The sequence below is a fragment of the Spirosoma endophyticum genome, assembly GCF_900112365.1.
Classification (GTDB): domain Bacteria; phylum Bacteroidota; class Bacteroidia; order Cytophagales; family Spirosomataceae; genus Spirosoma; species Spirosoma endophyticum.
Map to the genome: position 1 here is coordinate 94458 of NZ_FOLQ01000008.1, position 15037 is coordinate 109494.

17 protein-coding genes are annotated in these 15037 nt (G+C 48.4%); 8 read left to right on the plus strand and 9 right to left on the minus strand.

What is annotated here, in order from left to right:
* Positions 1-16: 16 nt before the first annotated feature.
* From BM202_RS20045 to BM202_RS20060, 5 genes are all read left to right on the plus strand, one after another.
* Complete coding sequence (locus tag BM202_RS20045; protein WP_093829408.1) at positions 17-1180, plus strand: efflux RND transporter periplasmic adaptor subunit; 1164 nt, start codon at positions 17-19, stop codon at positions 1178-1180.
* A 108-nt stretch (positions 1181-1288) separates the two neighbouring features.
* A complete protein-coding gene (locus BM202_RS20050; protein WP_093829410.1) occupies positions 1289-4537 on the plus strand; it encodes an efflux RND transporter permease subunit in 3249 nt (1082 codons plus the stop codon).
* Between the two features lie 252 nt (positions 4538-4789).
* On the plus strand, positions 4790-5425 hold the full coding sequence (locus tag BM202_RS37835) for a cupin domain-containing protein (RefSeq protein WP_218160590.1): 636 nt from the start codon (positions 4790-4792) through the stop codon (positions 5423-5425).
* On the plus strand, positions 5394-5756 hold the full coding sequence (locus BM202_RS37840) for a cupin domain-containing protein (protein WP_218160588.1): 363 nt from the start codon (positions 5394-5396) through the stop codon (positions 5754-5756). Before BM202_RS37835 ends, BM202_RS37840 begins: the two co-directional genes overlap by 32 nt.
* Before the next feature lie 114 nt (positions 5757-5870).
* Positions 5871-6344 carry a Dps family protein gene (locus tag BM202_RS20060; protein ID WP_093829412.1) on the plus strand — a complete coding sequence of 158 codons (474 nt, stop codon included), beginning with the start codon at positions 5871-5873 and terminating at the stop codon, positions 6342-6344.
* Between the two features lie 50 nt (positions 6345-6394).
* Here the strand turns inward: BM202_RS20060 and BM202_RS20065 are convergent, their stop codons facing one another.
* From BM202_RS20065 to BM202_RS37305, 7 genes are all read right to left on the minus strand, one after another.
* The gene (locus tag BM202_RS20065) at positions 6395-7372 is read right to left on the minus strand and encodes a S41 family peptidase (RefSeq protein WP_093829414.1); all 978 of its coding nucleotides are present in this window, start codon (positions 7370-7372) and stop codon (positions 6395-6397) included.
* 295 nt (positions 7373-7667) lie between these two features.
* On the minus strand, positions 7668-9092 hold the full coding sequence (locus BM202_RS20070; RefSeq protein WP_093829416.1) for an alpha/beta fold hydrolase: 1425 nt from the start codon (positions 9090-9092) through the stop codon (positions 7668-7670).
* Positions 9093-9159: 67 nt separating this feature from the next.
* Positions 9160-9969, minus strand: a complete 810-nt coding sequence (locus tag BM202_RS20075; RefSeq protein WP_093829418.1) for a helix-turn-helix domain-containing protein — start codon at positions 9967-9969, stop codon at positions 9160-9162.
* 50 nt (positions 9970-10019) lie between these two features.
* Positions 10020-10952, minus strand: coding sequence for a sugar phosphate isomerase/epimerase family protein (locus BM202_RS20080; RefSeq protein ID WP_093829420.1), 933 nt, complete (start codon positions 10950-10952; stop codon positions 10020-10022).
* 246 nt (positions 10953-11198) lie between these two features.
* Positions 11199-11951 (minus strand): SDR family oxidoreductase, encoded by a 753-nt coding sequence (locus tag BM202_RS20085; protein ID WP_093829421.1) that lies wholly within the window; start codon positions 11949-11951, stop codon positions 11199-11201.
* 47 nt (positions 11952-11998) lie between these two features.
* Positions 11999-12565 carry an NADPH-dependent FMN reductase gene (locus tag BM202_RS20090; protein WP_093829423.1) on the minus strand — a complete coding sequence of 189 codons (567 nt, stop codon included), beginning with the start codon at positions 12563-12565 and terminating at the stop codon, positions 11999-12001.
* Positions 12566-12636: 71 nt separating this feature from the next.
* Positions 12637-12807 carry a hypothetical protein gene (locus BM202_RS37305; protein WP_177236633.1) on the minus strand — a complete coding sequence of 57 codons (171 nt, stop codon included), beginning with the start codon at positions 12805-12807 and terminating at the stop codon, positions 12637-12639.
* A gap of 63 nt (positions 12808-12870) precedes the next feature.
* Between BM202_RS37305 and BM202_RS20095 the strand changes: the two genes are divergently transcribed.
* From BM202_RS20095 to BM202_RS20105, 3 genes are all read left to right on the plus strand, one after another.
* A complete protein-coding gene (locus BM202_RS20095) occupies positions 12871-13179 on the plus strand; it encodes a hypothetical protein (protein WP_093829425.1) in 309 nt (102 codons plus the stop codon).
* Between the two features lie 455 nt (positions 13180-13634).
* Entirely contained in the window at positions 13635-13838 is a 204-nt protein-coding gene (locus BM202_RS20100; RefSeq protein WP_093829427.1) for a hypothetical protein, read from the plus strand.
* Positions 13839-14289: 451 nt separating this feature from the next.
* Positions 14290-14553, plus strand: coding sequence for a hypothetical protein (locus BM202_RS20105; protein ID WP_093829429.1), 264 nt, complete (start codon positions 14290-14292; stop codon positions 14551-14553).
* 96 nt (positions 14554-14649) lie between these two features.
* Here BM202_RS20105 and BM202_RS38755 read toward each other — a convergent pair whose 3' ends face one another.
* Both BM202_RS38755 and BM202_RS37310 read right to left on the minus strand, forming a co-directional pair.
* Complete coding sequence (locus BM202_RS38755; RefSeq protein ID WP_262507700.1) at positions 14650-14775, minus strand: hypothetical protein; 126 nt, start codon at positions 14773-14775, stop codon at positions 14650-14652.
* 4 nt (positions 14776-14779) lie between these two features.
* Entirely contained in the window at positions 14780-14950 is a 171-nt protein-coding gene (locus tag BM202_RS37310) for a hypothetical protein (protein WP_177236634.1), read from the minus strand.
* Between the last annotated feature and the right edge of the window lie 87 nt (positions 14951-15037).

Here is a 15037-nt window from a genome sequence, read left to right on the forward strand (position 1 = left end):
TTGAATACAACACACAATGAAAAAATACATCGGTATCGTTTTTGTAACGGCCAACTTATTTCTCGCTGCCTGTGGCGGCAAAAAGGATGACCAGCAACAAGCTCCTCCACCACCCACCGCCGTTTCGGCGGTAAAGGCGGAGAAGGGAAATGCAGTTTATTATGATCAATTCCCGGCTACGGTAACGGCCTTGCTTGAAGTGGAGATTCAACCGCAGGTAGCTGGAAATATTACGGGTATCTTTTTTCAGGATGGTCAGCGGGTTAGCAAAGGGCAGAAACTGTACACGATTGATCCGCAGCAATACCGCGCTGGCTATGATCAGGCCGTAGCGAATCTGAACGTGCAGAAAGCAAACCTGAATCGTGCTCAGAAAGACGCTAATCGCTATAATACACTGGCGGAACAGGACGCTGTTGCCAAGCAACTGGTCGACAACGCCAACGCTACGTTGGAAGCGGCAAAAATGCAGGTAGAAGCCTCTCAGGCGACGATCCAGCAAGTGGCAACAAATCTGAAATACACGACAATTTATGCGCCACTGGACGGTACGATCGGTATTTCGCAGGTTCGGCTTGGCGCAGCTGTAGCGCCGGGGTCAACGCCCCTCAATACGATCTCGTCGGACAATCCAATTGCTGCCGATCTTCAGGTTGACGAAACGGAGATTCCGCGTTTTCTGAAATTGCAGAACCAGAAAAATTTGGGTCGTGATTCAATTCTGGTATTAATTCAACCCGATGGGAATCAGTATAAATATCCTGGTACGGTACGTATCATTGATCGCGCCGTTGATCCACAAACCGGTACGCTCCGCGTCCGGGTCGCTTTCCCAAATCCGGATAAGCAACTGAAACCTGGCTTAAATGGGAATGTTCGTGTGAAAAATACCACGGGCCAGCCGCAGTTGTTGATTCCGTATCAGGCCGTGACCGAGCAGATGAGCGAGTATTTTGTATTTGTCGTTGGCGATAGCAGCAAAGTATCCCAGAAAAAGGTGACGCTGGGCGCACGAATCAATGATAAAGTTATTGTAAAAGAGGGCATCAAAGAAGGCGATATGGTTGTGACAGAAGGCACTCAGAAAATTCGTGAAGGCGCTAAAGTTCGCATTAGCCAACCCGGCCAATCGGGCGGTCCAAAACCTGATTCCAGTAACAAGCAAACGGCAGCAAAATAGGTTACAGTTTATGGTATCTGGTTTACGGTTGGCTGACACATAAGCTATTCGTGAGCTGGCCAACCGTAAACCAGATACCGTAAACTGTAACCGTCAAACTCAACAAGTATGTTCGCAGAAATATTTATAAATCGGCCGGTTACTGCCATCGTCGCATCCATCGTGATTGTCGTGCTGGGTGTGCTGGCTTTGCTCAGTTTACCTGTCAGTCAGTACCCTGACATTACGCCCCCGGTCGTGCAGGTAACGGGCACGTATACCGGCGCTGATGCCCAAACGGTGGAGCAGACGGTAGCGACGCCCATCGAAACCCAGGTAAACGGTACGCCGGGCATGGATTACGTTCAAACCAATGCGACCAACGATGGCCGGATGACCATGAACGTAACGTTCAAAGTCGGTACCGACGTGAACATTGCCGCGCTGGATGTGCAGAACCGGGTCGGTATTGCGCAGCCGCAGTTACCGCAGGAGGTTACGCGTCTTGGCGTTGTGGTTCGGAAGCGGAATCCATCGCTGTTTATGCTCGTGGCTATTTATTCGCCCAATGGCACGCACAATGTGTCGTTCATGGATAACTACACCAACATTTACATCCGTGACGCGCTGTTGCGGGTGCCGGGTGTGGGCGATATTTTCAGCCGTGCCGATGACTTCAGTATGCGTATCTGGCTCAAACCCGACCGGCTGGCACAGTTGGGTATGACACCTACAGACGTAGTGAATGCCCTTCAGGAGCAGAATTTACAGGTCGCCGGTGGTTCGGTGGGGGCAGCACCACAGCCGTCTTCACAGGCCTTTGAATATTCAGTCTTTACCAATAGCCGACTCAGTAAAGAAGACGATTTCAGAAAGATTATTGTCCGAAGTGATCCAGGCAAAGGCTCACTGGTCTATCTGGCTGACGTAGCACGGGTGCAACTGGGTAAGTTTTCTTACGCCAGTAACTCGTTCGTGGATGGCAAACGGGCGTCCTATCTGCTTGTGTATCAGTTGCCGGGAAGTAACGCCCTCGCGACGGCCAAAGGTGTGTATGATGCGATGGACAAGCTGAAAACGACCTTCCCAAAAGACATTGAATACGTAGTGCCGTTCGAGTCGGTTTCGGTTATTCAGGTGTCTATTTCCGAAGTGGTCGAAACGCTGCTCGAAGCCCTGGTGCTGGTTATCCTGGTTGTGTTTTTATTCCTGCAAAGCTGGCGGGCTACTCTCATTACGTTACTGGCCATTCCGGTGTCTATCGTCGGTACGTTCGCGCTGTTTGTGCCGCTTGGCTTTACAATTAACACACTGACACTCTTTGCGTTCGTCCTCGCCATTGGTATCGTGGTCGATGATGCGATTGTGGTGGTGGAAGCCGTGCAGGTGAACATCGATAAGGGCATGTCGCCCAAAGATGCCACCAGAGAAGCCATGCGGGAGATTTCGGCGCCGGTTATCGCCATTGCCCTGATTCTTGCCGCTGTGTTTGTGCCGGTTGGTTTTATTCCGGGTATTGTCGGGCGATTGTACCAGCAATTTGCCATCACCATTGCCGTTTCGGTACTGATTTCCGCGTTTGTCGCCTTGTCACTGACGCCCGCGCTGTGTACACTGCTGCTACGTCCGATGCACATCGACGAAAATGCGAAGGGATTAAATAAGTTCTTCTATAAGTTCAATCAGTGGTTTGAGAAGGTTACGAACGCTTACTCAAATGGTGTGCAGCGCCTGATTAAAGCCACTCCGCTCGTGATTGTCGGGCTGGTAGTTGTCTACATCGGAACCGGGTTATTATTCCGCGCCAAACCAACGGGTTTCATCCCGACAGAAGATGAAGGACGCCTGATTGTCACCTACGAAATTCCCGAAGCGGCTTCTACAGCACGTAGTCTTGTTGTTCTGAACAAGATGATGGAGATTCTAAAAGCGCAACCATACGTTAACCACTTTGCGGCATTGGGTGGTCTGAATGCCATTACGTTCGCATCGAAATCAAACAGCGGTACGATCTTTATGTCGCTCAAACCCTGGGATGAGCGCAAGGAACGTAACATGCAGGCCGACTCGCTGGTAGTCAAGATACAAAAGGCGCTGGCGGGCTTGAACGATGCACGCCCGCAGGTGTTGCAGCCACCGGCAATACCGGGGCTTGGACAGTCGTCGGGTTTTACATTCGAAATTCAGCAACGCGAAACCAACGATGATGTAGCGGCCTTTGACAACGTAGTACAAAACTTTCTGGCCGAAGCGAACAAACGTCCCGAAATAGGCAGAGCCTTTACGTATTTTACCGCAAAATCACCCGCGTACCGGGTTGACGTAGACCGCGATAAATGTAAAAAACTGGGCATCTCAGTTAGCGATGTCTACACTACGATGCAGACATTGCTGGGTAGCCAGTACGTCAATGACTTCATTATTTACGGCCGTAAATTCCGGGTGGTGGCCCAGGCCGATACCATGTACCGGACCGATATTAAAGCGCTAAATCAATATTATGTTCGTAATGGAGCAGGTCAGCTGGTACCAATTAGTACGGTTATTAAAACCAGTGTCATTGAAAACGCACCGCTGATTTCACACTTCAACCTGTTCCGCTCTGTTGAGTTGAACGGGAGCACGAAGCCGGGATATAGTAGCAGTCAGGCTAATGAAGCGTTGCAGGAAGTAGCCGCTAAAGTACTCCCGGCGGGGTATTCCTACGATTTTGGCGGCTTGAGTCGCGAGGAAATCAATGCGGGTGGTACGTCGATTTACATTTTTATGCTGTCGATTGGCTTTGTATTCCTGTTCCTGGCGGCTTTGTATGAAAGCTGGTCGGTGCCGTTCTCGGTATTACTCTCGGTGCCCATTGGCGCTTTGGGCGCTATCACAGCCTTGATCATTTTCCCGTATTTGACTAACAACGTTTATGCCCAGATCGGTTTAATTACGCTGATTGGTCTGGCAGCCAAAAACGCCATCCTGATTGTCGAATTTGCGAAAGAACGCGTCGATAAAGGCGAAGATTTGCTCGAATCGACGATTGAAGCGGTACGTCTGCGACTTCGCCCAATTCTGATGACCTCGCTGGCGTTCATTCTGGGCGTATTCCCGCTGGCGCTCGCGAGTGGGGCCGGGGGCGTTGCCCGCGCAACCATCGGACGGACGGTACTGGGTGGTATGTTGGCCGCTACGTCGCTGGCCATTTTCGTAGTGCCTGTTTTATACGTAGGCATTACCCGGTTGGCCTACGGTAAGAAAGGGTTGGAAGAGTTGAAAAAGAATGCGAAGAAGGACGAAAAAGCGGAAGACCATCCGAGACCTGAACCTCAACCTGCGCTAGCCAATGGCCAGAATGGCGACGGACGTAGCGCACAGGTTAAAAACGTGTAACAGAAAAATCCCGCTAACATCCTGAATGTTAGCGGGATTTTTTTTTGCCTTTTTTGAGCCCGAGAGAACATCTTGAGTATCAATACATCCGCTAATTGGGAACTGGTGGGATTACTTATTTTCTTTCGTATATAGGCACTCGAAGGTACTTTCCTCTAAAAAGTAAATGTTATCCTCGTTTGTATGGCAAAAGAATCCTTACGATTTCGGTATTAGCTAGAGAAAAAAGAGCCCCGATTAGGGCCGGGAGGTATCACTCGTGGCGCATCGGTACGCGACTTCCCGGCATCTGTTGGCATTGCAGGTGTATCCATGCGGCTGGCACCGGGTGGCATGCGGGAATTACACTGGCATGTCAATGCTGCTGAGTGGGCCTATGTACTGTCTGGTCATTGCCGAACGACAATTATTCACCCGGATGGAGCCACGTATATCGATACGTTCGGACCGGGCGATACGTGGTATTTCCCCAAAGGGTATGGACATTCAATCCAGGGTATCGGGCCGGACGAATGCCATTTTATCCTCATTTTTGATAATGGAGATTTTTCCGAAGATCATACCTTCAGCGTCACTGATTTTATTGCCAGTGTTCCTCCCGAAATCGTGGCGCAGAATCTGGGTATTTCGCTGGAGGAGGTTGACAGGCTCCCTAAAAAAGAAGCTCACTTCGTTTTGGGCGACGTGCCTGACGACCACTCGGCCATTTCGGCGACAAGGGCGTATCCGGAATTAACCAGTATGCACCGCTATCCACTAGCTGCCCAGCAACCCAGACGAGCGCCCGGCGGAGGAACGCAACGCATCGTTACGGCTACCGAATTTCCCATCAGCACAACCACGACCGGCTCTGTTCTTGAACTACAGCCAGCCGGGCGCACTGCGTGAAATGCACTGGCACCCGAACGCCGACGAATGGCAGTATAACATAGCGGGAACGGCAGAGATGACCGTTTTTCTGGCAGAAGGGGAAGCCGTAACCGAACAATTTGAGGCTGGGGACGTGGGCTACGCACCCATGGGGGCCGGGCACTACATTAAAAACACCGGCACTGACGTATATCGGATTTTAATTGGGTTTAACAGCGGCCACTACCAGGCAATTGATTTGAGCGAATGGCTGACGGGAAATCCGGAAGCACTTTTAAAAAGTAATTTTTCGATTTCAGGTGATTTGGTACAGAAATTGCCTTCTAAAAAGCTGTTTATTGTGCCCTGAATACAGGTCGCTCATTCTGAGCGGTAGGGCATTTTACAGCGAACTTTGGGGTTTATTTCGGTACGCTCCTCGCAATCTGTAATCAATACATTTCACCTTTTAAAACGACCATTCATGAAAACGCTTATTGGCATTTCAGCCGAGAATCGGGAAGTAGTTGCGCATCAACTGGCTAAGTTATTGGCCGATGAATTTGTGCTCTACACTAAAACACTCAATGCCCACTGGAACCTGGAAGGAAAGGATTTTCATTCGGTACACCTCTATTTTGAAGAATTGTACAATCAATCGGCTGAGATCGTGGATAGTGTTGCCGAGCGTATCCGCCAATTGGATCACTACGCCCCCGCCACGCTGAAAAACTTCCTGCAACTGACGCACCTGACCGAGCAGGACGAAGATGGAAATGACAGCCTTAGCCTAATCAAAAAACTTCTGAGCGATCACGAAAGCATCATTGAATTTATTCGCGGAAACATCGATGAGTTTGCCGATGCACACAAGGATGCCGGTACGAGTGATTTCATCACCGGTCTGATGGAAACGCACGAAAAAATTGCCTGGATGTTACGGGCGCATACCAAATAAAAAGTAAGCAACACCGGGTTAAAACCCGGTGTTGCTTACTACCCTGATGACTACTGAAGAAGCCAACTCATGGCTTTATCCACGGCTGCGGCACCGACCAAAACCTCATCGGGTTGAACAGAAGTAATGTAAAGGCGTTTGCTCCGATCGGCCATTGTAGATTGCGTTAACGTTAACCGGGCGCCGTCGCTGAGCACCGTATCAATGTTGGCTGTAGCCACTCCGCAGGTATTGACGCCAAAACTACGGGTAGCGGGTCGGCCTTTAAATGCAATGGCGATGGCTTCTCCTGAACTGGCCGTGGCCCGATCGGTTAACACGGCAACCTTGGGCGAAGCCGTGAGTAGCGTGTAAGGATTGTCGACTTTTACGAGTTCTGCCTGTTCCAGTCTGGCAACGCCTTTCTGGTAAGACCAGGAAGACGTAGCGCCTTCTGGATCAATAAAATAACCCACAGTTCCTTCGCCTAAGATGGGTCCAATACCCGCCAGCATGGGCCACATATTGCCCCCCGAATTACCCCGTAAATCAACGATCCAGCCGCGAATAAAGTCTGAATCTCTCTGTTTGATGCTGCTCTGAATCGATTGAGCAAATGTGGTCGCTTCAGCGCCAGATCCCGTAAAGCCAGTGACTTTAATATACCCGATGGCGGGATGTGTTGTGACATCTGTTGGGGGGGTATCGGTGCAGGTTAACGAAGTAATACCTCTAATAATGGTACCGTCTGACGTAGTATAAGCGCTCTGATTATCGCCTAGTAAGGTCAGCGCCATCTTAATGGCGGGGTACGTATCGGCAATGCTTTGGGCACCCTGGGCTTTTGTCGTTACCTGCTGTTTGAATGTCGTCCAATTAAGGTTTTTTCGATTGATTGAATGGGTTTGCATGTAATTGATTACCTCCTGAACATACAACTGCGCTTCTGAGGATGTGGCCGATGGGCCATCGGTTGGATTACAACTGATCAGATAACTCAGCAGGAGCAGTGCAACTAAAGAAAGCGTCTTCGTTCTGAAAATAGTCATTGGTCAGGTTCACAATTGAGCTGTCACTTATGGGTAGTGCTATACGTAACTGGAAAACAGACAGTGAGTTAAAAGTACCTAATTAAACCCAAATTTAATTAGGTAAGTGTTCATCTCTCCTTATTTCTGCCCGTTTGACTTGCTTTCAATAACTCCCTGCTCAGGGTCAAAATAGCGTGTGGATGTCTCGACAATACGTAAACTTAACGGAGTGATTCATTCCGCTGGGATAAACCGCTCCGTTAAGTAGTATAAGCCGATTATAACTAATCTTCAGGCCAGTTTACACGCTCGTTTAATAAGCAACAATGTCAACCTTGTTCGATTCTATTTTCTGGTAGGGGTTATCCAGGAACAACTGCATAAAACGGGTCATGTCATCTCCGCCAACCCCGTGTGCGCGCTTCCGAAACAGCAACCGCTGGCTATTGGGCATGTAGTGATGGATCATGTCGATATAGAGAGGTCGGCAGGCGTTATCCAGCTCGCCATCGGCCAGTAAGGCCGGTTTAGTGGAGTAAACCGGTTGTTTGGTTTCCGGTTTTATGGGTGGTACGTTCCAGCAATCGCACATTTCCCGGTATACATCATTGATGTGATACCCCTTCAGATATGGGTAAGCGTCGTAGAGCTGTTGGCTGATTTTCTCCTTGTGATAGGCCGTCTGATCCGCGCAATACACCGATATCCGCATGCCCGACGGAGCGCTATTTTCGAAAATATGATCCAGCACTTGTTTGATGTAGCCATAATGGTTTCCTTTAATCATTTCGGTGATTATAAAAGGGATATCTTTCATCGGAGCGTTAACGAGATAGCCCAATAAATCTCGTCGGGTGTATTGAATACGTACCGTATCAGTAGTGCCCTTCTCCAGATAGGGAATGTGAAATTTCGTATCGCCGATGGCGGAAAAATAGCGTTGAAAATTTTCTTTTAAATTTCCGTAGAGTGCTTTATTCGTCGAGTCTTTTTCGACATGCCCGAATAAAATGGTCAGCGCTTCGTGGAAATTAGCTGGCTCATCTTCATCAATCGGAATGAACGTCGGGAGGGGCGAGTCCAGAATCAGGGATCGGATTCGGGAAGGATCTTTCTGGAGTACGGCCAGCATGAGCCCTCCACTATACGAAATTCCCGACAGGTTGATCGAATCAATCTTTAATGTGGCCAGCAGATCGTGAATGTCGGCTACGGTTTCGTCGGTATTATAGTCGGAAAGATCAATGCCCCGCGTTTCCAGCGCTTTTTTATAGCGCCTGGTGCCAACCACCATCATGCTATCCTTATTTAAGTTTTTTCGGTAGGATTCTTTGATCGCATCATCCAGTTCTGGTCCCCATACATTGGGCAAAGCGTATCGGGTGCCTCGTTGCTCAAACGCAATACAATCCCGATCATTGATAAGTGGACTCCGGGCCGCTCCCCGTGCCCAACCCAGTGAACTACCTCCGGGTCCACCACCCGTGAACAGCAGCGGATCTTTCTTCTTATTCGGGTTCTTGCTTTCGACAAGAACAAAGGGGAGCTTAATAGTTTTCCCATTCTTCTTTGTTCGGTTTTCGGGCACGATCAGGTAGGCGCAACGGGTGCGGAAGCTGGTATCCACCTGAACGGGACAGGCGCAAGGCTCAAGGGTACGTATCACTCCCGGCTGACCCTGCGCCAACGTGACGTGAAGGAGAGAAACCAGTAATAGCGACGGCGAAAATTTGTTCATCGTAAGACGTAATTTTCGACAAAGCAACGGGGTTCCTGACAGAGATTTTAGTAAAAAACGGACATTCTTACGCGCCGTTTTCGCTTAATTTCCTGCCCGTAAACTTGACGACATCTTTATAAAAATGGCTCATATCGTAGTAGCCGTAGTCGTCGGGTGTGAATCGATCTTTATTGGCAACGTAATTGAGCAGGGCCGTTCTGGCCCGTAACGTAGTGAAGTACTTTTTAGGGGGCGTTCCAATAACCCGATGAAAATATCGATTGATCGTTTTGGAGGTTAAAAACATACGCTCGGCCAACTGGTCCGTATTCAGTGCCAAGCCGCTGGAATCAAATGTGCCGATCGTACTGGTCACCAATTGTCGGTAATGATCGGTTTTTTTTCTGGTGTTAAATTGACTCAAAAAGAAATTCTGGAGGAGTTCGATACGTTCCTTAAAATCAGTCAGTTGTTTTAGACTACGAATCAGCATTGCCGGTAAAACGGTGTTTAAGTTGACGACCTGATCGACCAGTTGAACCTGATTGATGCCCAGGATGGCTTCCAGTCCACCCGGAAAAAACTTGACGGTGAATATATGATCCGTTGGCAGGTTATGCCGTTCAACAATGTTATTTCTCAGGATGAGTACGTCCGTACTCTTTTCAATCCAGTAGTGAGTAGGTCCGACGGTTAACTGATAGGGTTCACCCAGATTTATGTAAAATGTGGGTGTCCAGCTGGGGAACATTCTGATTGTAAACCGATTATCTGCTACGTAGTGATACGTCTCCTGGGCCGATGATTCGGAGAAAAATTCGATATAATCCGTCAGTTCGTTGTCTGGAACGTGGAATCTGTACAGCTTTCGAATGTTATCAAAAATTTCCGTCATCGGCTGAGTAAGCGTTCGATACAAAAAAAATACGCTCCTGCTTACTTTTTCTAATCAATAGCCTCCAGTGCTTTTTTTACTTTTTCGTAGAAGGCAGGAACCTTCACCTTCGGGTCTCCTCTGCCCAGTGTTTCGATAGGCAGATAGCCCCGGTAACCCGATTCGCGTACGATTCGCATGATTTTGGTCAAATCCGTGGGCACTTCCTGTCCGTTGACAAACAGATTTTCTTTGATCTGCCAGGTAGCCGCATGGGGTGCTACACTGGCAATCTGTGGGTAGGGATCGCCTAGTTTAAAGCTCCCAATATCCAGGTTGACCGCCAGCCAGTCCGAATGTACCCGACGCACGATTTCCAGAACATGATCGGCCGTTTGAATGAAATCGGCATGATTCTGTACCACAATCATAACGCCCCGTTTGGCTGCATATTCTGAACAGTCACGAATCGCATCGACTACCCACGTAGTGACCTCCTCCCGGTTATAACCAACCGGTAATTCTTTACCCGTACCGGCGAAGACCCGAATAACGGGTGCGCCCAAACGGGCAGCTACGTCCGTCCACTTTTTGACCAACTCAATCTCGGCTTTCCGGCGGTCGAGGTTGGGAAGGGTAAAATCGTTGCGTACGCCGGTTCCACTAATGTCGAGGCCGAGCCGAAACGCTCTCCGCTTGATTTGATAGAGGTAGCTATCATCGGGTACGGTCGGGTAGTTGGGGAAATAATAAGCAGTCGGGTCAACAGCGTTGAAACCAAGTTCGGCACAAAAGGTCAGTACCTGTTCGAGGGTCATCTGGCCGTTCATGAGCGGTTCATTGAACGAATAGAGGTTACAGCTCAACCGGAGATGGCTTGTCCGACTTTTTTCCGGGCTAGTTAAAACTTGCTGGATAGCGGGTGTTTCGCCAACTGTCGCCAAGGGTAGACTGGCTAGCGCCGTTTTGAGAAAGTTTCTTCGGTCTGGCGGTGGGGTATCCATAGGCGTAGATAGGTTAGGGGAGCAGCAGCTTGTTTAACTTTTTCCAGTAAGACTCAATAGCCAGAAAATACTTCATATACGGACCCTCCAGCCGATTTGGATTACCCCTGATTATTCCAGAAATTCTGGAGAAATCGTCTTGAAGCCGGTTAAGAGTTGAGTTGTTGAGCGAATGGTTGCAAAACCATCAGACTGAATCGCCTAATGCTAAGGCGAGGTCGATGGGGTAACCTTCTCCTCATCTTCTCACAACGTCATACCACCATCGACAATCAGTTCGGCACCGACAACGAACGATGAATCGTCGGAAGCAAAGAATAGCACGACCTTGGCAATTTCTTCAGGTCGACCAAAGCGATGGAGTGGGATTTTCTCGATAATGCCCTGATTCATGTCCTCTACTTCTTTCTCCGACAATCCCAGTTTAGCCGCCGTATGCAAGGGGGTAAATATGGGGCCTGGGCTGACAGCGTTGACGCGGATGTTACGTTCAATCAGTTCAACCGACAGGTTTCTGGCCATTGACAGCAAGGCCGCTTTTGTCGCAGCGTAAACACTGGCACCAGGCGCACCGATATGTGCGTTGATAGACGTGTTCAACACAATAGACCCGCCCCGGTTCATGAACGGCACCAGCGCCTGAATGGTGAAGTAGGCGCCCTTGACATTGGTACGGATGCTTTCATCAAAGATTTCGGGTGTCATTTGCTCGAACGTACCAAACTTGGCGACGCCTGCATTGATAAAAATAACATCGATAGCGGGAAAATTGGATTCAATGAACCCCGTAACTTCAGCCGCATCGGTTGAGTCACTGGCATCCCAGACCAGTCCAAAAGCCCTGTCGCCCAAGTCCGTCGTAACACGATCCAGCGTTTCCTGATTGCGGCCGGTAATGATCACCGTGGCTCCCTGCGCCAGAAATTCTTTAGCCGTTGCCAGGCCGATCCCACTGCTTCCTCCGGTAATGAAGGCTACTTTATCCTGAAGACGATTCATGCTTGTGTTTTTTAGCGTTCAAAGAATGGTGGTAGGACTTCTATTTATCAGTTACCCCGCAATGACTTTAGGGCGGCTGTCCAACGTATCAGTTCATGTAACATGATGTCAGCCGCTTTCCCGGACGCTTCACTAGCGTTGAAAATGCCTTCATCATCAATATATTGCTCAAAGAAAGCTAATGTGACAGACTCCGTCAACGGGACCATTTTCAGCGTAGTAAGCACTTGTTTCAGCATCTGAACGCCCCGTGTGCCACCCGAAACACCCCCATAACTGACGATGCCAACGGGCTTATACGCCCATTCCTGAAATAAGTAATCCAGCGCGTTCTTGAGGGGCGCTGGCATCCCAAAGTTGTATTCGGCCGTTACAATGACAAAGGCATCAGCTTCCTCGATGGTAGCACTCCATTTTCGGGTATGTTCGTGCTGGTATTTCCGGAGTCGGGGATGAAGGGGTTCATCCATCATGGGTAAGTTGATTTCGCCCAAGTCCAGTAGCTCGACCTCGAAGTCAGGGTAGTTTTTGGCAATGGCCGTTAGCCAGGCCGCAACAAGGGGGCCTTTCCGTCCGGGCCGGGTTGTTGCACTGATAATCTTTAACTTTAACATTCAGGTATCGTTTTTCTAAATGCAAACTAGCGATTAAAAAGGGATTGTCTGGAATCTCTAGCAACACTTATTTACGGCATCACCGTTGATTCTTCCAGTATATTAATCAAGTTACGTACCACTGATTTGGACCTCTGGTGTTTTACCGGACAAATTCCCAACAGTGCGTTGATGATGTTAATCACGCTATCCCGATAAACATCCATGGATAACGTAGTGGACCCGCTTGTTACGCGTGCCATAGTCAACAATTAGCCTGGTCCACGAGTTAACAGACGAGGGATCATTTTGCCCTTTTTCTGGATATGGACAACAAACAAATTAAACGAAAGATATTAACTGAATACAAAGCACTGTTGACGCTTAAGTTCGATAGTCCAGAAGTGATTAAAGACAAGCTTAAGCTTCTTGGAGAGCACATCCACCAGCTCACCAGTCCTGTTCAAGAGGAGAATGATACGTATCGAAAGGCCGCTATTCTAATAAAAGAGGCCCAGACAACTGAATATGTGGGCTTCATTGACGCGTTGACCGATGACGATAAAGAGCAGGCCTTAGCGGTACTAAAACAAAAAGCCTCCGCAGCCTGCCAGCTTCTGCATATCCACGAGTAGCATCCTGTTGTGATAATGTTATTAGCCATGAAGTAGCCCGGATCGCTTATGAAAAGCGGGATTGAGCCAGCCGACAGCAACGGAGTGCTCTGGTCATGACGGACGATTTAGGCGTCTTAACGTTCCCTGGATACTTATTGGGTATTGCCAAAGTCACGAACGTAACGGATCAACTTTCAACTGTCAACGGGCAGGGTCGTAGTGAAAGTCCGCTAACCACTTCCCATTGCCAACGCAACTGAGTGGAGCGACAGCGTATTGGCTCCCGGTTAGCAGCTGCTCCAGCAGGTAGTGCCTAAATCAAGATAGCCGTCCGTCAGCTATCAGGGTAGAAGGGGTGCTATTTTAAACGGATACAGGCGTTAGATAGACATAACGGCATGGACTGACAAACTGTTTTTAACACTTCATGAACAAACTAGGTTATTCCCTTTTTACATCAATTTACAAATCACATGGAACCAACTAATAATGAGCAGACGGGCGGATCTACTTATGAACCAGCCGTTGAATTTGCCCTTGTCAAACTAAAGGCGAACGAGGACCTGGATAGCATTCGGGCGGTCATAATGGATCGATTTAATCTGGGGGAAACTGAACTTGATGAGGTTATGAATCTGGCCACCAGTCAATACGAGCACAAAGAAAAAAAGGTCTGATTTGCCAAAACACCCGGCCTTATGCAGGGCCGGGTGTTGTAATTAACGTAGCAAGCACGTTTAATTTTCGTTACCTGTGCCCATACCCATAAGGCTAAGAAATAAAACGGCTACTACTCAGGCAAGTAGCGCTTGTAACGCATTCTTTTTTTGTCATCTTTTTCCTATCATTAACATCCGGTAAACAGGTATGGCTGATTATGGAAGAGAAGGATATAAACAATCCCGATTGGGCCATGAAACAGAAATACCTATTTCCCATATAGGTTAAACAACCTCCTGATTCAAGCTTAGATCTAAGGTTTCAACTCATAAGCCTACTGCTAATCAGTGCCATCTAAACATTTAGGTCCGGTATGAAGTATATGAGAATGAGCCTGAGTAATCACCCTCAACGTAGTGTAATGCCTATCCGACTCATACAGATTGATTTATCAAACCGAACCTGATTATGGAACCACACAATTCAGAAAAAGACCAATTCCAGCCAGATGATCAACAAAATGCTTTAGTGCCGAAAGGTATCGAGATCTACAAAAAAGCACAGACCGAACTAGGGGAAACTGCCACCAGCGAAGACGTTCGGTTAGCCGCCACCAATGAATTGATTACCTGGTATCATCAGGAAGTCAAAGGTCCTTTTACCGATGGGGATTTAAATACAGTCATGAATACGGTCATTGCCGCGGTGACCATGAATATTGAGAACGAGTAACGTACTAAACCTGGAATGCCAGTCCATTTCTGGTTGACGTTTTGGCAGAATTAGTCAGCGAAATCGAACTAGCTGGTCGGACGATTGGCTAGTTTTTTATAATGTCCCCTTATATACTAGCATGCCATACACCAGCGCGGCCAGGGCAACCCCAAAGCCAATGATGCGCAGGATCACTTTTACTAGCGTATCTGCATCTGGTTCTTTTTCCTGATCCTCCATCTTTTTATTTCATATCCTGCTTTCTTACTTCTCTGTATTGCGCCCATAACAGTGCTACACATAAAGCGATCCCAGCTGCGTAATAATGCATGTACCGGGTGTGCGTGGCCAGTTCCTCAGGACTATAGCCGCTCGACTCCCCTTTAGTGATCCAGTCCGATAAAAAGTCAAACATATCAGTTATTTTTTACCTGCCATTACTTTATCGACAGTAGAATAACAAAGCCAATAAAATCAAACCTATACCCAACGACCTCGCGAA